At 46.9% G+C, this 19,010-nt stretch carries 16 protein-coding genes; 9 read left to right on the top strand and 7 right to left on the bottom strand.

Annotation, left to right across the window (positions count from 1 at the left end; all coding sequences use genetic code 11):
* Window positions 1–588: 588 nt before the first annotated feature.
* The 4 genes from FCL48_RS14145 to rsmB all read right to left on the bottom strand — a co-directional run bounded on the left by FCL48_RS14145 (window position 589) and on the right by rsmB (window position 4,457).
* Window positions 589–921 (bottom strand): hypothetical protein, encoded by a 333-nt coding sequence (locus FCL48_RS14145; RefSeq protein WP_136872937.1) that lies wholly within the window; start codon window positions 919–921, stop codon window positions 589–591.
* 153 nt (window positions 922–1,074) lie between these two features.
* A complete protein-coding gene (locus FCL48_RS14140) occupies window positions 1,075–2,247 on the bottom strand; it encodes a Xaa-Pro peptidase family protein (protein WP_240744848.1) in 1,173 nt (390 codons plus the stop codon).
* An 86-nt stretch (window positions 2,248–2,333) separates the two neighbouring features.
* Window positions 2,334–2,909: a hypothetical protein gene (locus FCL48_RS14135; protein WP_136872936.1), complete on the bottom strand. Its 576-nt coding sequence runs from the start codon at window positions 2,907–2,909 to the stop codon at window positions 2,334–2,336.
* Window positions 2,910–3,077: 168 nt separating this feature from the next.
* Entirely contained in the window at window positions 3,078–4,457 is a 1,380-nt protein-coding gene (rsmB, locus tag FCL48_RS14130; protein ID WP_169309227.1) for a 16S rRNA (cytosine(967)-C(5))-methyltransferase RsmB, read from the bottom strand.
* Window positions 4,458–4,845: 388 nt separating this feature from the next.
* Here rsmB and FCL48_RS14125 point away from each other — a divergent pair, with 388 nt between their 5' ends.
* Both FCL48_RS14125 and FCL48_RS14120 read left to right on the top strand, forming a co-directional pair.
* Window positions 4,846–5,856: an amino acid ABC transporter substrate-binding protein gene (locus tag FCL48_RS14125; RefSeq protein WP_136872934.1), complete on the top strand. Its 1,011-nt coding sequence runs from the start codon at window positions 4,846–4,848 to the stop codon at window positions 5,854–5,856.
* Window positions 5,857–5,885: 29 nt separating this feature from the next.
* Complete coding sequence (locus FCL48_RS14120; protein WP_136872933.1) at window positions 5,886–6,380, top strand: hypothetical protein; 495 nt, start codon at window positions 5,886–5,888, stop codon at window positions 6,378–6,380.
* A 120-nt stretch (window positions 6,381–6,500) separates the two neighbouring features.
* On the opposite strand, the gene FCL48_RS14115 is transcribed toward FCL48_RS14120, so the two are convergent.
* Complete coding sequence (locus tag FCL48_RS14115; protein WP_205747720.1) at window positions 6,501–7,178, bottom strand: hypothetical protein; 678 nt, start codon at window positions 7,176–7,178, stop codon at window positions 6,501–6,503.
* A gap of 370 nt (window positions 7,179–7,548) precedes the next feature.
* Between FCL48_RS14115 and FCL48_RS14110 the strand changes: the two genes are divergently transcribed.
* The 5 genes from FCL48_RS14110 to FCL48_RS25670 all read left to right on the top strand — a co-directional run bounded on the left by FCL48_RS14110 (window position 7,549) and on the right by FCL48_RS25670 (window position 13,409).
* Window positions 7,549–8,415, top strand: coding sequence for an NAD(P)-dependent oxidoreductase (locus FCL48_RS14110; RefSeq protein WP_136872932.1), 867 nt, complete (start codon window positions 7,549–7,551; stop codon window positions 8,413–8,415).
* A gap of 85 nt (window positions 8,416–8,500) precedes the next feature.
* Complete coding sequence (locus tag FCL48_RS14105; protein WP_136872931.1) at window positions 8,501–9,880, top strand: SLC13 family permease; 1,380 nt, start codon at window positions 8,501–8,503, stop codon at window positions 9,878–9,880.
* Between the two features lie 206 nt (window positions 9,881–10,086).
* A complete protein-coding gene (gene mrcB / locus FCL48_RS14100; RefSeq protein WP_136872930.1) occupies window positions 10,087–12,384 on the top strand; it encodes a penicillin-binding protein 1B in 2,298 nt (765 codons plus the stop codon).
* 78 nt (window positions 12,385–12,462) lie between these two features.
* The gene (locus tag FCL48_RS14095) at window positions 12,463–12,945 is read left to right on the top strand and encodes a c-type cytochrome biogenesis protein (protein ID WP_136872929.1); all 483 of its coding nucleotides are present in this window, start codon (window positions 12,463–12,465) and stop codon (window positions 12,943–12,945) included.
* A gap of 266 nt (window positions 12,946–13,211) precedes the next feature.
* On the top strand, window positions 13,212–13,409 hold the full coding sequence (locus FCL48_RS25670; RefSeq protein WP_136872928.1) for a YidB family protein: 198 nt from the start codon (window positions 13,212–13,214) through the stop codon (window positions 13,407–13,409).
* Window positions 13,410–13,499: 90 nt separating this feature from the next.
* Here the strand turns inward: FCL48_RS25670 and FCL48_RS14085 are convergent, their stop codons facing one another.
* Both FCL48_RS14085 and trkA read right to left on the bottom strand, forming a co-directional pair.
* Window positions 13,500–14,954: a TrkH family potassium uptake protein gene (locus FCL48_RS14085; RefSeq protein ID WP_136872927.1), complete on the bottom strand. Its 1,455-nt coding sequence runs from the start codon at window positions 14,952–14,954 to the stop codon at window positions 13,500–13,502.
* The gene (gene trkA, locus FCL48_RS14080) at window positions 14,954–16,288 is read right to left on the bottom strand and encodes a Trk system potassium transporter TrkA (protein WP_136872926.1); all 1,335 of its coding nucleotides are present in this window, start codon (window positions 16,286–16,288) and stop codon (window positions 14,954–14,956) included. Before trkA ends, FCL48_RS14085 begins: the two co-directional genes overlap by 1 nt.
* A 518-nt stretch (window positions 16,289–16,806) precedes the next feature.
* On the opposite strand from trkA, the gene FCL48_RS25215 reads away from it, so the two are divergent.
* Together FCL48_RS25215 and FCL48_RS14070 are read left to right on the top strand one after the other, a co-directional pair.
* Window positions 16,807–17,100, top strand: a complete 294-nt coding sequence (locus FCL48_RS25215; protein WP_205747719.1) for a hypothetical protein — start codon at window positions 16,807–16,809, stop codon at window positions 17,098–17,100.
* Between the two features lie 180 nt (window positions 17,101–17,280).
* The gene (locus FCL48_RS14070) at window positions 17,281–18,891 is read left to right on the top strand and encodes a mechanosensitive ion channel (protein WP_169309226.1); all 1,611 of its coding nucleotides are present in this window, start codon (window positions 17,281–17,283) and stop codon (window positions 18,889–18,891) included.
* Window positions 18,892–19,010 lie beyond the last annotated feature (119 nt).

The raw sequence follows: 19,010 nt of genomic DNA, 5'->3' as shown, positions 1-19,010 counted from the left end.
TCACTCATAGTTTTGAGACCTTTAATCGCTTCGAGAGCCACCCGTGCTTTGAATGCTGCTGTATGTTTTCTTCTTTGCTTTTTCATAATTTCTCCTTGCTGGTTTGTTTGAGAAACTATGCATACTTTCATAACTTATCCAGTGGTCCTAAAAGCTGGGGCCTTTTCTGGGTGCAAGAGATGGTTATGGCAAAAGGGCGAGGAGCAGGCTGAGGGAGGGGAGGATAAAGGGTTTTTAGTGTGGCGATTGATGAATCGGGTGCCGTTGTTTTGATCTATTTTCGTTGTTTCATTACGCTATAAAAAGTTGCTCCACTTCAAAGGAGATAGCTGCAAGAGGCCACGGCATGATGCTCTATAGGTAATAGAGTGAACGTTATTATCGCCAACAACTATTTTTTGTCTGGGATGCTTTTGAAGATCGGTTTCTTCATCAAGTGTAATACAGACGGGTTTTCGGTTTTAACTCCCCTCTATTCTGATGTATCATCTTGAAAATAAACTAATATTGAAAAGAGAACGAAAATTGAAAACAAAAAAGGCGGGCCCCAATCAAGGTCCGCCTTTCGTTGCTGGACAGGATAAGAAATTAGGCCCTGATCATCTCTTCTGTGAGCATTTTGTCCATGAAGTCGAGAACAAACTGCCGTTGGGCGGGACTTGCGTGGGCAATGCAGCTGCAATGGAGGTTTGTCTGACTGCGAACGAGAAGTTCAAATTTGACCCCATCGCGGGTGACTTCGACCGCCAGATAAAATGGCCCATGTTCCTCATGGCCTTGTTGTGCCTCGGAAAGCAGGTCAGGAGGGAGTTGGAGCCAGTATAGGCCGATCATCGGACCCTGTTTGAGGCTTCTTTTGAGGTACGAGTCGATATTGTCCAGCTCCATGGGAGAGAGCTCATCAATTACTATTTGTCGCATGATCTTATATCCTTTTACAAAAGTGCAGGATTTTACATCCCACATAAACGCAGTTTTTCGCAATGAAAGTACTTTCCTCGGTAACGTTTAACGCTGAGATAAGTACCTTGATACGGATTAATTTTTTATCATAAAACAAAAAATTGTCTGTTCTTAAATGTCGAGCCAGGTGCTGTTCGTGTTGAAGTTTTCAAAACCATCTTCACGGACGACACCCATATTTTCAAGCCGTATACCGCCCCAGCCCGGGATATAGATCCCCGGTTCCACAGTGACAATCATACCCGCTTTCAGCTTTTTCTTGCTCCGCCCTGAGAGCGAAGGTCCTTCATGCACCGCAAGACCGACCCCGTGGCCCAGTGAGTGGCCGAAGTACTTACCGTAGCCTGCCTCGGCAATGACAGATCTGGCACATTTGTCGGCCTCACAACTCCGGATGCCGGCTCTGATTCCGGCCATTCCAGCCAGTTGGGCTTTACGCACAAGTCGGTGGAGTTTAGTGTACCGTTTTGTTGCTTTGCCCGGAACAAAGTTTCTTGTCATATCAGAGCAGTAGCCATCCAGGATAAGACCCATGTCAATGGTCAGACTCTTGTTTTTTTGAATTTTGTCGACGCCGGGGACAGCGTGGGGCAGTGCACCATTTGGTCCGGTGGCGACAATAGTAGCAAAGCTTGGCCGCTCTGCACCATATCTGCGCATGGCGGTTTCTATGGCGATGGCTACTTCGATTTCACTCTTGTAGTCAGCAAAAGAGGAGTAGACCTCTTCAAAGACCTTTTCATTCAGTCGGACGGACTGTTTAATAGCTGCAATCTCATCTTCATCTTTAATAATTCGCATGGCTTCAATCAGGCCGCTCTGGGGTGAAAGGGCGATCTTTTTTTGAGAAAGTTGCGCTTTCAGCTCTACTGCAGTGCTGTGCAGGGTATAGTGAGATTCGAATCCAAGTTTTCTGACACCAAGATCAGGTAATAACCGGCCCAGCAGTTCCAGAAGTCCTTTCGGATACAGCATCACCTCGACCCCTGATGTCTCTTTTTCCGCCTGGAGTTTGAAACGAAAATCGGTGAGGAGAAATGTTCGTCCTTTGCGTAAAGCAAGGAGTACTCCGGATGTCTCGGCAATGCCATGATCGCCTCCTGTGTAGCCACTGAGATATCGACGATTTTCAGGTTGGCTGATGAGAATTGCGTCTAATTTCTTTCGATCCAGTTTTTTCTGGAGTCGGGCTAAGCGTTTCTGGTAATCCATATCTTCATATTCCAGGTGGGAAACTGTCACCTTGTTGTAGATGTTGTACTGCCTTGTGTGATATTTGCTCACCCCGGTCAACGAGAAGCAAGCCGGGGGAAGTACCTTGAGACAGATTGATTTCTTGCAAAAAAATCAAGAACTCAATTTGTAAGGTACTAGAAAAGTTGCAGAATCATTTCTTTACGCTGGTTCATGGCGTCGTTATACTGATTGTTTAAATTCATTAACATTCTTGTCAGTTCTTCGTTGTATTTGGGATGCATGGCAGGATTGACATCATCTGCTTCCATGCCTCTGGCCATTTGCTGTTGCTGGAGTTGTGCCTTTATAGCTTCCTGCAGTTGCTGGGTGCTCTGCTCTTTGTGCTGGCCATACTGGTTAAGAATCTGGCCAAGTTCCTGGCAAATGGTCTGGATTTCGTGGTTGTTCTGGGAAAGAGTCAGTATTCCCTGCAGGGCGTTCTGACCTGAGAGCTGCAGTTCTTCATCCCGGGGAAGGACAATGTTGCGGAGCAGAGTCTTTGCCATGCCTTTTTTCACATCAATCTGATCTTTTGCACCATAGGCACCCAATGACGCTTGAAGATCGGTTTCTTTGTCTTTCAGGTATTCCGCAGCAAGCTTCATCCCTTCTTTCAGCAGATCATCGTTATCGCTCACATCAGGAGCCGCTTCAGCCATCCTGGCTGCGCGTTCCAATACCATTTCCATTGTACTTTTTATTTCTGCCATATCAGTTCCCGTGGGTGATTTAAATTATTGAGGTTATTTTGGTAATTATCTTAACATTGAATATTTTGTAAATGCATGGGTAATTCGTCTCAAAGTTGCAGAGACTGTACAACAGGTCACTATCCTTGGCAAAGAAAACCTGTGCATGTGCCATGCTTTTCAACAGTTTTACCGCTTACCCTGTATGCCCTGTTTTTTCATAAGCCGTGCTGCAAAAAAGCCATCAATAGAAGGTGCCGGCAGGGGCTGAAAAAAACCGTTTCTAACGAAAATACGAGCAGGTTCCGGGAGCATCTCTGTGCAGTCCGTCAGTTCAAATTGCGGATGGCTTGCAAGGAAATTATCTATCACCTCAGAATTTTCTTCAGGCTCAAGCGAGCAGGTGGCGTAGACAAGGATGCCTCCATCTTTTATAAGCGTTGCCGCATGGGTAAGCAGAGTCTGCTGTTCATTGCGATAGTGCTCCAGGTCTTCCGGTCTTCTGTTCCAGCGGATATCAGGATGCCTGCCGATAACACCCGTTCCCGAGCATGGTGCATCGATGAGTATTCCGTCAAACAGCTGGGAATTCTCTACACTAAAATCCTGAAGATTTTTCTGGTGGACCGTAAGAGGCGGATTCAAATATAATCGAGCTATATTTTCTCTCAGCTTTTCCAGGCGATATGGTTCCGGGTCGACCGCATGGACTTCGGCTTGCAGATTAAAGGTTTCCTGCAAAATATGGGAGGTTTTTCCACCAAGCCCGGCACATCCATCCAGATATCTGCCGTTGATTGTAAAAGGGGCCAGGAGGCCGGTTGCAAGTTGAGCCGCTTCATCCTGTACCTGAAAGTAGCCTTCCTCATACCCCGGCAGGGTTGTGAGGGGACCTGAAAAATCCTTTAGAATTACGGCATCTTTTGCAAAAGCGCCAGCCTCTGCCGGGATGCCCTGCTGCTGCAGAAGGTTTAAGTAGTCGCTCTTGGTGATGCGGGTTGTGTTGATTCTGAGACTCAGGATCGGTTCTACATTATTGTTTTTACACAATGTCTTTGTCGCTTCGTTACCAAAATGCTTTGTCCATCGCTCAACCAGCCACTGGGGATGGTTGAGGATCTCGCGGCCTTTGTTGTCTTTTTGGGCTTTTTGCTGTAGCTCCTCTTTGGTTCGAATCGCCTGGCGCAGGATTCCATTGACAAAACCATGGAGACGTTTGTGGATTTTTGCCGTCTTGCAGCTCTCGACCGCTTCATTTACCGCAGCAGACTCAGGGATACGGCTGAGGAAAAAAATCTGGTACAGCCCCACCGCCAGGGCCTGATGAATGAACGGGTCCATTTTTTTTATGGGCGTCTTCGAGAGAAGGCCAAGCAGTCTGTCGAGATACTGTTGCTGTCGTAAAACCCCGTAAACCAGTTGCATGGTGAGGTTCCGCTCATTTGGCGGAAGTGAAAACTGTTTCACGACACGGTCGAAGATTGCCTTGACGGGGGTATGATTTTTTTCAAGGGAAGCGAGTATTTTTGCCGCACTGTACCTTGCTGAGTGTGATTGTTGTTTTTGCACAGTTTTGCGCCTGTTGAAGTTGAGCTTAAAAGAGAAAGGAGGACTATAAAGCCACCGCTTCATTTTATGTTATTATTCGCCAATCTAAGTATTATTTGGCACGGTTTTTTGAGTTATTTTGCTGATACACGGGATCAGTGGCCCATACACCCAAGGGATCACGGTATACATGGTGGATGCGAAAATATATGTGGAGCACTCCACAAACCAAGGGCCATCTTAGCAGTAAACCGTTCTCCGGGCCATGTAAAACCGTCTCCAGGGAGTCGGCTTGATAATGGCGGATCATACCGCCTTTCAATGGACAATTATGCAGAGTGCTGGTATGGTTATTCCTGTGATTTGAAAGAATGTTTGTCAATAATAAAAACATGTATAACATAATGTTATGAAAATAAAAATCTGGATGCTGTCTCTGCTGTTGACGGTGTCTGTGGTCTCTTTGGCACATGGCTATACCAGGGAAGAAATTATAAAAAGAGGCTATCTCCAGTGTGGTGTGTCAACCGGGGTTCCCGGTTTTTCTACCGTCGATTCCAAAGGGCACTGGTCTGGGTTTGATGTTGATTTCTGCAGGGCTGTGGCCGTGGCAACCCTTGGAGATGCATCGAAGGTGGAGCTCCTCCCTCTTGCCTCAGGTGAAGCATATACCGCGCTGCTCTCGGGTAAAGTCGACCTCCTTTCACGGCAGGCGGAATGGACCTTTAGCAGGGATTCAGCCCTATCCGTACATTTTGTCGGTGTCAGCTACTACGATGCTCAGGGGTTTCTGGTCATGAACAGACTTGGTGCCCAAGAGGTGAAGGGTTTAAAAAAGGCGAGAGTCTGTGTTGCCGTCGATTCCGATGAAGCTGCTCGGTTAATGGATTATTCTGAGCGTAATTTTATGGATTTCAAACCTGTGCCATATGAATCATGGGATCTGGCCATTAAAGGTTTCGGTGGAGCCTGCGATATTATTTCCCTCAAAAAATCAAGGCTGTATGGGATACAAAAGGAGATGGCTTCGACCCGGTCATCTGAAATTCTGACTGAAGAAATCGCTAAAGAACCTTTGGGGCCGGTGGTCCGTCAGGGGGATGATGTATGGTTCAATATTGTTCGGTGGACTCTGTTTGCCATGATAAACGGTGAAGAGCTTGGAGTTACCATGAATAATGTCGAAGAAATGAAAATCAGTAACAGTCTGGTTATTAAAAGATTCTTTGGGCTTGAGGGAAATCACGGCAATGGTATAGGTCTTGATGATGACTGGGCCGCAGAGATAATTCGTCAGGTTGGTAATTATGGAGAGGTTTTTGAGCGAAATCTGGGACAGGCTTCTTCGTTGAAGATTGAGAGAGGCCTCAACAACCTCTGGAATCAGGGGGGGCTGCAATATGCACCTCCATTAAGATAATTCAGTTCATTTCTGTAGAAGGGGGAGACATGTATTCTCAAAAAAATAAGCTTGTTTTGACTGCATTTTCCTTATTCTTTTTTCTGTTTCTCGGTGTCCATGCATATGCGGCTGATCCAGGAGATTCAGCAGGCTCAACACAGGTCACCAATGCGAGTGAGGCAGCAACAGGCGTTGAAACACCAGCGGTAGAGCAGCCAGGAAAATGGAGTGAGGCGGGAAAAGAGATTTCTGAGGCGGCTAAAGCGGTGGGTGAAGCGACAGAAGAGAGTTGGGATAAAACCAAAGATGCTACGGGGAAATCCTACGAGGAAATAAAGGAAAAAAGTGCTGAAGTTTGGTCGAAGACCAAGAGCAAAAGTGAAGAACTTGCAGAAAAAACAGCCGAAGTTTCTGGTGAAGCAGCTGAAAGTGCTGCCGAAACAAGTAAAAAAGCCTGGGATAAAACCAAAGAAGGTTCAGCTGAGCTCATAGATAAAACCAGGGGTAAGATCCATGAGATGACAGCTCCTGCTCCTGAATAAGTAAAGGCTGGCTTGCAATTGGTATAGCGCAGTCATTAAAAAACGTCAGGTTTAATGGCAAAAAGTAGTAAGAGGCCGCCCTAGGATGAGGGTGGCCTTTTTTGTGTAGCATCCTATACATTAGGGGATAAATACTTTTTTATATTGCTCTACGCGGAAATCAAAGGTGGTATAGGCGGGATTAGCGGCCTTTTGTTTTTTGTAGTGAGCAGTACTGCCGATGGCTCTGTTGGCCGCGTTGGATGGTGAGGTGAGGGCGATGGTCTTTATCTCTTTTCCCGCATAATAAAAGGTGTGTTTTCGTGGAATGTCATTGTTGTGAGGCTTGAGGGAGAGGTTTTGTGCTCTGAGTTGTTGTCGAAAAAAATACTCCGGGCCATTTTTAGAGTTACCACCGGTGAAAATTATGGTTGTGAGATCCTGATGTTTTTCCAGTTGCAACAGGATATCTCGCAAGGTGATGTCATACATACCAAGGTCAGAGGCATCAATTTTTTTTCGTTTGCATGACTCCACAATATCACAAATACCCAGGCGCTCGTGGCGTAAAAAAGTTTTACGCTCATTGACCGCACCTTCTGAATTATCATAGTGGAGTGAAAGGTTGAAAATCGTATCCAGAACTGGCCAAAGCATACCATCGCAGCTTCCGTAGCAAAAATTCACATCTTTTTCTTTCAGTCGGCCAAGAGAAAAGCGTGGGGGTGGTAGGGTTCCGACAATAATTTTCGTCGTTCCTGCGGGGATAAAGATTTCATAAGGGTGCTGATGGAAAAATTCTGGAGCTGCTTGCATCATATTCTCCCTGCAATTTCTCTCAATAATCCAGGTATTTTCTGTTGATAAAGCAGCCCAAAACCACACCTATTAAGCTTCCTGAAAAGCTCATCCAGTATGCGGTCATTATTCCAAAGGAATCACCTAGCTTCCAGCCGAGTGAGCTACAAATTGTTATGGCAAGCAATAGAGTTATTTTCTTCATGATGTTTTTATTTCTCCCTGAATTACTATATATCATATCTGTACGTAATTTCAGGTCTTGTTGATGCTCTTTTCCAGGGATGGAGCAAGACCTGATTCTGGTTGAGTTTATCCATGTAATGGAACTTGACAACATATGTTTGTAAAAAAGTATATTAACTTTAACTTCTTTTTGCAGGAGAGAGAGATGACACGATATGGATTTTTAGGACTTGGAATTATGGGAAAGGCCATGGCAGCAAATCTTCTTGCAGGCGGGCTGGAGGTCACAGTCTGGAACCGGACAACGGAGAAATGCGCACCTCTCGCTGCGTTGGGGGCGCGCATCGGTAACAGCCCCGCTGAGGTTGTGGCTGATTGCGATATCACTTTTGCCATGGTGTCCGATCCGGCAGCAGCTGCGGCTCTTTTTTTTGGTGAAGGCGGGGTTCTGGAAGGAATTGTTCCCGGCAAGGCCTACGTCGATATCTCAACAGTTGATCCGACGACATCATTGGAGATTGCCAGAGCGGTGAATGCCGAAGGTGGCCGGTTTCTCGAGGCACCGGTTTCGGGTAGCAAAAAACCTGCCGAAGATGGCACCCTGGTCTTCCTCTGCAGTGGTGATGAATCTCTTTTTCATGAAGCAAAACCCGCTCTGGATCTTATGGGCAAAAAATCTTTCTACTTTGACAAACCAGGGCAGGGGGCGGAGATGAAGCTTGTTATCAATATGATCATGGGAACGATGATGACGGCTTTTGCCGAAGGACTCACCCTTGGGGATAAGGCTGGCCTGGGGATGGCAGACATTCTTGACGTTTTGACCCAGGGAGCCATTGATAATCCAATGTTTCGTTTAAAAGGACCACAAATGGCCAGCGGCAATTTCACCCCGGCATTCCCGCTCAAACACATGCAAAAGGATATGCGGCTTGCCTTGGAGCTTGGTGACAAATTTGGCCAGCCCCTGTTTACAGCAGCGGCTGCAAACAATCTGTATTTGAAATCCAGACAAGCCGGCAATGGAGATGAAGATTTTTCCACTGTTTTTCAGGCAATCGCAGGTAACTGATGTTGATGGAAATCTTTCTGTTTTAAAACAGGCATTTTAGATTGAAAAATGGGAGAGGAGTCGATCTTTTGCTGCCGGACTTATTATGAAAATATCTGTGAAATCTATCGGGGTTATCTCTGCCGTATGTCTGGCATTGTGGCTGGCGCTCTCCCCTCCATCTCTTTTTACTCCGGCTGCTGGCAGGGCGGCGGCCTTTACCCTTGTTATCCTCTCGTTCTGGGCGACGGGTTTTGTTGCAGAGTATCTGACTGCCCTGATATTTTTTACCGGAGCAGTATTATTTAAGATTGCTCCGGCAAATGTCATTTTCTCCGGTTTTTCTTCCGGAGCCTTCTGGCTTATTTTAGGCGGCATGATTCTCGGGGTCGGTATCAATGCAACCGGGCTTGGTAAGAGGATTGCAACCCAGGTGACTACCCGCCTGAACCGGGGGTATGCCGGGCTCATTGGAGGACTGGTTTTCAGCAGTGCTGTCTCAGGCCTGCTGATGCCTTCGGCACTTGGTCGCGTGGTGTTGCTTGTACCTATTGCTGTAACCGTTGCTGAACAGTTTGGTTTACACAAAGACAGAAAGGGTTATGTCGGCGTTATTGCAGCGGTGGTACTCGGTTGTTTTTTGCCGGGTTTTGCCATCCTGCCAGCAAATGTTCCTAATATGGTGCTGTCTGGTCTGAGCGAAACATTGTACCAGTATACACCGCTTTACGGCGAATACCTGCTGCTTCATTTTCCGGTATTGGGCATTGCCAAATCGTTTATCCTCTGGGGCCTTATCCTTATTCTGTTTCCGGACACTCTTACTGGGACCAGTCATGGGATAGAATCTCAAGCAGGAATAATGAGCAGAAGTGAAACAACTCTGTCAGTTATTCTCGGCATTATGCTGGCTTTCTGGATCTTCGATTTTCTGCACCATATCTCCCCTGCATGGGTTGCAATGGTGGGGGCATGTATCGTGCTTCTGCCGGTCGTGGGCATTGTCAATACCCAACTGTTTCAGCAAAAAATCAACTTTGGCTCCCTCTTTTACATTGCTGGGATACTCGGCCTTGGGCAGATGATTAACTCCACCGGTCTTGGCAGTATACTGGCCAAACAGTGTATCAACATGCTGCCCTTTGACAGCGGAACACCTTTTTTAAATTATCTTTATCTGGCTGGCCTTTCCCTCGTAACAGGAATATTTACCACCCAGCCCGGAATTCCGGCTGTGCTTACGCCTTTTGCAGGGGAGCTTGCTGCTGCCACCGGTTTTTCAGTAAAAGCGGTGTTAATGGCCCAGGTAATTGGTTTCTCCCAACCTGTCTTCCCGTATCAGGTGCCACCGTTGCTGCTGGGTATGCAGCTGGCTGGAGTGCCAATTTTTGAGGGATTTAAAATTTGCTTGTCTCTGGCCTTGGCAACCCTTGTACTCCTTATTCCACTGGATTATCTCTGGTGGCAGTTGCTCGGCTGGCTATAGGCAGAAGAACTGTGTTAATTATATTGCTAAACCAAACCATCGCCTGCACAGATGAGGATTGTCAGGTCCAGAAAGTGGCGAAAATAAGTTGTGCAAGTCTGTTTTTTCGAGCTAAGGTTGGGCCTGGGTATTTTGTCAAGCCAGGTGTTTTACAGGTTTGATTGGGATTTTTGCAGACAGTATAATCTTTCAGGACATATCAGCTGATGAAACAAGGATCATATTTAAAAGTACTATTGTTATTTGGACTTGCCGCAGCCATTGGCGTCAGTTATTTCTCGTTTGGTTACTTTGAACGGCTAAGTATGGAGGTTCAGGAGAAATTTAACGGAAGAAAATGGGAGCTTCCCGCTATTGTTTACGCCCGGCCTCTTGAGATTTATCCATCTCTGAAAATTACGGCGGACCTTCTGGAAAAGGAGCTTCAGCTGGCCGATTACAGGAAAGAGACTCCCGTTACGGCCAGTGGCGGGTATTCCCGTGAGAATAATGATTTTGATATTGTCACTCGGGGCTTTCATTTTGCGAGCGGTTTTGAAGAATCTGTTTCTTTTCATCTCACCATCAAAAATGGTACTCTTAGCGGTTTACAAGGGCGTGACAAGGGTGAGGAGCTCGACTTTGTTCGACTCGATCCCGCGAGAATTGGCAGTTTTCATCCCCAGGTGCATGAAGACAGGCTTGTGCTGCAGACCGCCGAAATTCCTGAACTGCTTAAACAGGGCTTAATTGCCGTGGAAGATCGGGATTTTCAAGACCACCATGGCATATCACCTTCGGCCATTGTCCGGGCTCTTGTGGCAAATCTTCGGGCAGGAAAGACCGTGCAGGGGGGATCGACCCTGACCCAGCAGCTGGTGAAAAATCTGTATCTCGATCAACAACGGACGCTTCAAAGAAAGATCAGTGAAGCGCTCATGGCACTCATTCTGGACTATCACTACTCCAAGGATGAAATCATGGCCACTTATATCAACGAGGTTTTTCTCGGTCAGGATGGGGCGAGGGCAATACATGGCTTTGGTCTTGCCAGTCAGTTTTATTTCAGAACCGATCTGGGTGAACTTTCGACTGCCCAATTGGCAACACTCATCGGCATGGTCAAGGGAGCGTCCTATTTAAATCCCAGAAAATACCCGGATCGTTGCAAGGCCAGGCGTGATGTTGTTCTCCGGGTCATGTACGATGAAAATATCATTTCAAAAGAGGGTTATACAAAGGCTGTGGCCGAACCGTTGGGGGGAGACAGTGAACAGAAAAACGGCTTCAACCGTTTTCCGGCTTATCTTGATCTGGTCCGTTTTCAGCTGCAAAAGGAGTATCGAAAAGAAGATCTGCAGACCAATGGTCTGAGAATACTGACCAATCTCAACCCTCAGGTTCAATGGCTGATAGAAGAGCGTATGCAGCAGAGGATAAAAAGTCTTGAACAACAGTCTGGTGCCCGGGACGTCCAGGCTGCCGTCGTGATAACCCAAAGAGAGACCGGAGAAGTTCTCGGGCTTGCTGGTGGCATCGACGGGTCTGCAGGAAGTTTCAACAGGGCACTTGATGCCAGTCGTCCGATTGGCTCTCTTGTCAAACCCGCCGTGTTTTTGACCGCTCTGCAGGAGGGATATACCCTTGCTTCTCCCATTCTTGATAGTGTCGAAGGCCTGAAAAATGGAGACAGTGACTGGGCTCCTCAAAACTACGACAAAAAAGAACATGGTGTGGTACCGCTTTATACTGCGCTGGCAAAATCCTATAACCTTGCCACAGTGAGGCTGGGCATGGAAGTTGGCCTTGAGAAGGTTATAAAAACTATACAAAATCTTGGCTATCCGGAATCTGTTGCCAGCTATCCATCGCTCCTGCTTGGAGCAGTTGAGATGTCACCTCTGCAGGTGAGCCAGATGTATCAAACTATTGCTTCCGGCGGTTTTTATCAGCCTCTGCGCTCTATTCAGAGTGTGAGCACCCAGGATGGCGAGCTTGTGACCAGATATGGTCTTGAGATTGAGCAGCGCTTTCCTCCTGCGGTTATGGAGTTGTTGAACCATGGCCTGTCACGGGTCGTTTCCGAAGGGACTGCCAAGAGCTACCCTTTTGATCCTGGCAGTTTCTTTGCCGGTAAAACAGGAACCACGGATGGATTGCGCGACAGTTGGTTTGCCGGTTTCTCCAACTCCTTTAGTGCTGTCGTCTGGATGGGAAAGGATGATAATTCACCGACACCTTTCACAGGAAGTTCAGGAGCCCTCAAAATCTGGGGTGATATCATGCAGAAGTTGGAAGTTGAACCAGGCTCCCCCCAACCCTTATCCTCGGATGTTGTCTGGTTAAAAGTTGCTATACAAAACAGAAGTTCGCCTGAGCAACAGGGGGCGGTTTCCACCGTCTTACCCTTTATTCGTGGTACAGAGCCAAGACCTGCTGTAAGGAAAACATCACCATCTGGTCTGCAGACGATTGAACATAAAGCAAGAGGCATTTTTGATTCCATTAACAGAATTTTCAAGTAAGGAAAAATTGAGTAGGAGAGGACACATTGTTTGGGTTATCTTTCAAGACCATCTTACATCACATATGGACACAATATCATGACACAATCCGTTAACCGGCTAACCTTTGCAAGGCACGGGGGACAGTGTGTTCTCCTTCTTTTTCTGCTCTTCTTTCTTTATGGCTGTGGAGGCCGATCCGTTATTCCGGTATATACTCCACCATCCACTCCTCAGGGCACTCAGGTTCCTCAGGGTACTCAGGAACCGGTTATACCGGAAAGAGAGATCATCCGACCAGAGCCTGGCAAAGATGCCTACTCCGGACCTGCCGCACCATTCTATCGAAAAGCCAGAGCTTTTATGGATCAGAAAAACTATAGCCAGGCGGAACTCATGATGGAGCGGGCCCTTCGAATTGAACCGAAAAATGGCTACTACTGGTACACCCTGGCAGAGATTAAGTATGGGGAAAAGCAGTACGCGAAAACGGTACAGTTTTGTTTGAAATCTAAAAGCATGGCGGGAAATGATGTGAAGCTTCTCCGTCTCAATGAGCAGCTTATGGAAAAGGCCCGGTAGTCAGGCCAGTCAACAGGTATGGTCTTTCTCAGGCGATCACACTTACTCTCTGACCCAAGGTACAGCCTCTGCTATTGGGTAGGCTGCGTAAATATCGGGGAATTCCTGTTGCCCTGCTGGGAAAGGCCATTGCAAAAAATGCGGTTACAGTAGGAAGCGGGCTGGAAATACTGTATTGGGATGATTTCATGAACCTGTGTCACCGTTGTAACTCTTGAGATACATAAAGGATATTCTCCTGACTTTTTTTCTGGTAAAGTTACCAGATCAGCTCTGTTCTCGGCTCCGACAGGATTGCAGAATTTGCCTCTAAACTTGGGTTGAGTACGGAAGAAGCTGCGGGCGGACTTTCAGAAGCACTGCCACAAATTATGGATAAAGGAAGTAGTGGAGGCTCACTCCTTGATTCCCTTGGTGGAGTAGAAGGTGTTATGGGGCTTGCCGGCAAACTGTTTTGCAGATAACCCCATTGAATCAGATCATGCCTGGCTGGTGAGGTTGCAGAAACAGTTCGTTCTTTCACCAGCCACAACATTTGCTGTTTATTCCTCCACTTACCTTGAAGCCCAGAAATCGGGGTGGAGCATTGCGAGAAATGGAATGAATTCAAGCCTGCCGACAACCATGTCTATAATGAAAATAATCTTGGTCGGGATTGCGAGATAACCAAAGGTCCCCATCGGGCCGATCTCTCCAAAGCCAGGGCCAATGTTACCTATGGTTGCAGCCGTTCCGATAAACCCAATTGAGGCATCACCTTCAATTATCGTGACGATCAGTGCCGAAAAAATCATGAGAACGAGATAAAAGAGCAGAAACCCTAAGATCTGCCTTTGGGTGTCATCGGGAACCGTTGTTTTATCGATTTTTATCGGTAAGATTGCTTGTGGGTGCAGGACCTGCGATATTTCCCGTTTGAGAAACTTACCCATAAAAAGAACGCGCACCACCTTCACGCCTCCACCGGCAGAACCCGCACATCCTCCCACAAGCATAACCGCAATAAGAATAGCCTGGGCCGGTACAAGCCACAAGGCAAAGTCGGCAGATGAAAAGCCCGCTGTGGTAATGATGGAGACAACCTGAAAGAAACTGTCCCGCAGACTGTCGGCAAACGACAGGTTATGGGAAAAATAGAGCATCCCACAGAGTACACTGCTCAGTGCGAAGATGATTGCGGTGTAGAGTTGAAATTCTTCACTTTTAAAAAGTGAGCCAGGTTTCATCTGTACCATGAAGCGGTACTGCAGGGCAAAGTTGCTGCCGGCAAGAAACATAAATGCCGTAACGATCCAGGTTACCATGGAGTTCCCGTAGCCCATTATGGATTGGGGGTGAGGTGAAAAACCACCCGCAGCCATAGTGGTTAAAGCGTTACATACAGCGTCAAAAAACGAGAGGCCTGCCAGGCGGAGGGCGGCAATTTCAATGATGGTTAAGAGGATATAAATCAACCAGAGTGCCTTTGCTGTGTGGGCAATCCGCGGGGTCATTTTTTCGTCGGTTGGTCCGGGAGCCTCGGCAAAAAACATCTGACGACCTGCGACGGCGAATTGGGGGAGAATGGCGACAAAAAGCACGATAATTCCCATTCCTCCAAGCCATTGGGTGAGGCTTCTCCAGAAGAAAAAATCTTTGGGGTAAAGAGAAAAATCCTTAAGAATTGTTGCTCCAGTGGTTGTAATCCCGGAGATGGATTCGAAATAGGCATCAAGTGGGCTCAGTCCGTAAAAAAGGTAGGGAATCGCTCCCACTGCCCCTGTTGTCAGCCAGGTGAGTGTGACCACAAGGAACCCGTCCGAACGTTTAATCTTATCGAAATTCCGGTTCCAGCCTCCTCGCCACTGAAGGAAAACGCCAAATGAAATTGCCGCAAAAGAGGCAATGCAAAAAGGTAGAATAGAGCTATATTCCTCTTCGAGCAGGGCAACGAGAATAGGGGAGAGGAGAATAACTCCAAAACCCATGAGGATGAGGCCGAGTGCATTGGCTACCATATTTGTTTTCATTATTTGAACACGGCCTGAATTGATTTGGTCTTTTCCGTGATGGTAAAGATTTGCAACTGGTCATTGGCACAAACAGTTGTGCTGCCGTTGGGAATGATTATACCTTTTCCCCGCTTGATAACACCAATGATGGCCGACTTGGGGAGATTCAGGTTCATAACCTTTGTGTCCGTAAAGGTCTCTGGTACATTAATGCGCAGCACTTCCCCCTGGCCCCCTGCGACCAGAGCCAGAAGATCAACGTCCTGGGCCTGCATGACATTGAGCAGTTCTTTCATCGCTGATTCTTTTGGGGAGACAACGACGTCGACCCCAACCCTTTCAAACAGGTCTGCGTTACGTTCGTTACTTGTTCTGGTGATTATTCGTTTTGCTCCGAGTTGTTTGGCCAGCAGAGAGCAGAGAAGGTTTTTTTCATCATTACTGGTCACGCAGACCACAACATCCATGCTGCCAATGGACTCTTCTTCCAAAAGTTCCAGATTTGTACCGTCTCCCTGCAGAACGAGGCTTTTCTTAAGGTTGTCCGCAAGGAAATTACAGCGATTTTGATCAAGCTCAATAATCTTCACCTTGATCTTGGCCTGCTCCATTTGTTCGGTAAGGAAATACCCCACATTGCCGCCACCGATTACCGCTGCAGTTTTTATCTGATTTATTTTGTCAAAAAGGGTGGCGGCAAGGAGATCCAGAGCCTTTCCCCTGCCCATGAATATAACCTTGTCGTCCAGAATAATCTCCGAGGTACCCATGGGGATCGACAGGATACCTTTTCGGGTTATACCAACAATAAGGACGCCCGGAGGGAACCCGTAATCCATTATCCTTTTATTGCAGAGGGGGGATTCTTCCTTGATGCGATACTCAAAAAGCTTTGCCTGACCTTCATCGAAATATTCGACATCCAGGGCCTCGGGCACCAGGATGATACGAAATATCTCCTGGGTCAGTAACTGTTCAGGCCAGATGATGGTGTCGATGTCGTACTTACTCTGATAACGGAGGTGCAGAGCAGAATTGAGATTATTATAGATTTCTACTTTGCTGACAAAACAGACGGTTTTAATGTCGGTAATTTTTTTGATCGTCCAGCAGGCGACAATGTTTGCTTCGTCATTGAGAGAGCAGGCAATAAAAAGATTGTTTTTTCCACTGTTGGCTTTTTCAAGGGTGGCAATATCAGCACCACTGCCAGAAACATGGGTTATATCGAGGTTGGTGTATTTTTCCGGAAGACGGTCTTTTTCATCAATGATAGTTATGTCATGGCTGGTGTACAATCGGGATGCTATCATGTAACCAAGGTCAGTGCCGCCGTATATGATTATCTGCATGTTTGGGGTTCTTTGTTGTTTCTGTATGAGTGGTCTTCACTGCTTGTTTTTTTGTAATTCAGGGATCTGTTCCTTGTTGTCTTTCATATACACCCGCATCGTTAATATTTCAATACGAGGCCTTTAGGAGATGAAAATTGACAGGCCACCGAACTGTTTACTCATAATTATTCTGGTGTCCATGGATGAAATACCAGATAAGGAAGTATGCGTGAAATATTGTGATAAAGAGACTACTATATGGACGTGGATTTGTTTGTATTCAACTATGATTTTTAACGGCAGGGAGTATGTCTGAAAATTCTGGGAATATCAGGCCGCCCAAGAAAAGAAAGCCCGTCAGGTGTTCACACTCTTGCTACTACGGTACTGAAAAATACCGGTATTGACTATGAAGTCGTATCGCTCAGGGGCAAGGCTGTTTCGGGTTGTATCGACCTGCCTGGGTTGTGTCAAAGATAATATTTGTACAGTGGATGATGATCTGGCTCTGCTCAGAGAAAAAATTTTGGAAGCAGATGCCTATTGTCTTTGAGGCTCCTGACTACTATTCTACCATGAATGTCACCGCCTGCTATAGCTGTGGTCACAGGGAAACCTGCCAGGTCGCTATTCCTCTTATGATGCATGGCCCTGATGTAAAAATAACTGAAGATATTATTCCCGATGTTATCAGGCAGCCGGAGGATATGGATGTGGCTGTAGAGGCCGGTCGGTTGCTTGGGGAGAGGTTGCGCAACGGCCACAGTCGAGATGAAGTAACCGGGAAGATGCAGGAAAAAATGATGGTGATGTTTCAAGATGCTGTGTGATTTATATGGCCGACTTCTTGCGTATTCTCTGAAGGAACTGCTGTAAAAGAGCGGTTTGTAGATAAATTTCAATTTCTATCTCTTATGTTTAAAATCAGATCTGCTGTTACTTGTATTCTTGTCCTTTTTCTCTGCATTCTTCCTGCCAGGACCCCGTTGTTCGGACAGGAGACAGTACCTGTGGCAGAGCCGTTTGAAGCTGAGATGTCGGAGGGAACGGCGGAGATGCTTACTTCGCTCCTGGAGCTGCAGAAAAGTATCACGGAGCAGATAGAACTTTCACAGCAAAAATTGCAGGACAGTACCTCTGAGTCTGAAAAAAGTGACCTTGAAAAGAAGATACATCAACTCGACAATCAGTTATCAGAGGCCAAAAATGATTTTGAGCGAATTGCCACAGGAGTGGAGTCGGCCTTATTTGCCGAGAAAAAGGCCGAGATCTTCAGCTGGAAAGATGAGCTGGCAAGTTTACTTGAACCCGCAATCAAGGAGTTGAAACGCTTCACCGTCCGGGCCAGAAAAAAAACCGACCTAAAAGATGAGATAGCCGATCTCGAACTCTTGACAGCAACGGCAACGCAGGCGGTTTCTCATCTGCAGCAGACTGCAGATGAAACGGCTGACAAGCGGGTGCAAAATCAGATAAAGGCATTGCAGCCGGAATGGTTCAATATTGAAAAACGTTTGCAGAAAAAACTGGAGTTGACAAGAAGCGAACTGCAACAGCTTGAAGGTCAGGAGGTGTCACTGGTTGAGTCTTCACAAAAGTCGCTGAGATCGTTTTTTAAAAATCGAGGGCTCTATCTGGTGGTAGCCGCCTTGACCTTTCTTGCTGTTTTGTTGGCGTTCAGGATCTTGTATCGCCTTGTGGTGGCATTCTCTGTTAGATTTGCCGGACAGCAGGAAGAACGTTCCGTACAGATTCGTTTGTTCTATCTCATCTTCCAGGTCCTGTCTGTGGTCTTTGCGATAGTTGGTATGTTTTTTGTCTTGTATCTTGCGGAAGACTGGTTTCTGCTGAGCATGGCAATCATTTTCTTTCTTGGTCTTGCCTGGACAATCCGTCAGGGTTTGCCGCGTTTATGGCAACAGGCGAGATTGATGCTCAATGTCGGTTCCGTTCGGGAAAATGAGCGTCTTCTCATGCATGGCGTGGCATGGCGGGTCGCTTCTATCAATGTTTTTTGCAAACTGGTCAATCCATCTTTAGATGTTGAACTTCGGGTTCCGATAGAAAATCTCATAGGCATGGTCTCGCGTCCGTGGCACCCGGAAGAACCATGGTTTCCCTGCAAGAAGGGGGACTGGGTTGTGGTGGGTGATGCGTCCCGTGCCAAGGTTGTCAGTTTATCCCATGAGCAGGTTGAGGTGGTGGAACGCGGAGGCAAGCGGATTGTCTATCCGACTCAGACTTTTCTTGAGGCAAGCCCCGCCAATCTTTCCCGTAATTTTCGGGTCAGGGTTATTTTTGGTCTCAGTTATAGCCTGCAGAGTGAGGTCACTTCCGAGATTCCTGAGGTGCTGCAAAAATATATAACTTTGCGGCTGGAAGAGGAAGGCTATCATAATAAATGTCTGAATTTGCGGGTTGAGTTTATGCAGGCCAATGCCTCGTCTCTTGATTTGATCATTCTTGCAGATTTCAGTGGGAGTTTGGCTGATATCAGCAAGCGGTTGGAGCGGTCCATTCAGAAGTGGTGTGTTGAGTGTTGCACTATAAACAGCTGGGAAATTCCTTTTCCTCAACTGACAGTGCACGGCCTGGCAGGGGAGGAGTTGCAGCCCGGTTGAGTTAAGGTGACCTGAAGTTGATTGTAAATATCCCCGGTTCTACGCCTGCAAGCAAGCCATAGAACCGGGATATTACCTCAAGGGAAACTCAAGGGACGACCGGTCCCGGATATCTCATG

It is taken from the genome of Desulforhopalus sp. IMCC35007 (assembly GCF_005116575.1).
In the GTDB taxonomy this organism is placed as follows: domain Bacteria; phylum Desulfobacterota; class Desulfobulbia; order Desulfobulbales; family Desulfocapsaceae; genus Desulforhopalus_A.
The sequence above is the reverse complement of the archived record's forward strand: the minus strand, read 5'-3'. Positions and strand labels throughout refer to the sequence as shown.

Bases quoted from the DNA above. Each gene is read 5' to 3' on its own strand.
- FCL48_RS14145 (WP_136872937.1), bottom strand. From the start codon at position 921: ATGCGACAAATAGTAATTGATGAGCTCTCTCCCATGGAGCTGGACAAT.
- FCL48_RS14135 (WP_136872936.1), bottom strand. From the start codon at position 2,909: ATGGCAGAAATAAAAAGTACAATGGAAATGGTATTGGAACGCGCAGCC.
- FCL48_RS14125 (WP_136872934.1), top strand. From the start codon at position 4,846: ATGAAAATAAAAATCTGGATGCTGTCTCTGCTGTTGACGGTGTCTGTG.
- FCL48_RS14120 (WP_136872933.1), top strand. From the start codon at position 5,886: ATGTATTCTCAAAAAAATAAGCTTGTTTTGACTGCATTTTCCTTATTC.
- FCL48_RS14115 (WP_205747720.1), bottom strand. From the start codon at position 7,178: ATGATGCAAGCAGCTCCAGAATTTTTCCATCAGCACCCTTATGAAATC.
- FCL48_RS14110 (WP_136872932.1), top strand. From the start codon at position 7,549: ATGACACGATATGGATTTTTAGGACTTGGAATTATGGGAAAGGCCATG.
- FCL48_RS14105 (WP_136872931.1), top strand. From the start codon at position 8,501: ATGAAAATATCTGTGAAATCTATCGGGGTTATCTCTGCCGTATGTCTG.
- mrcB (WP_136872930.1), top strand. From the start codon at position 10,087: ATGAAACAAGGATCATATTTAAAAGTACTATTGTTATTTGGACTTGCC.
- FCL48_RS14095 (WP_136872929.1), top strand. From the start codon at position 12,463: ATGACACAATCCGTTAACCGGCTAACCTTTGCAAGGCACGGGGGACAG.
- FCL48_RS14085 (WP_136872927.1), bottom strand. From the start codon at position 14,954: ATGAAAACAAATATGGTAGCCAATGCACTCGGCCTCATCCTCATGGGT.
- trkA (WP_136872926.1), bottom strand. From the start codon at position 16,288: ATGCAGATAATCATATACGGCGGCACTGACCTTGGTTACATGATAGCA.
- FCL48_RS25215 (WP_205747719.1), top strand. From the start codon at position 16,807: ATGCCTATTGTCTTTGAGGCTCCTGACTACTATTCTACCATGAATGTC.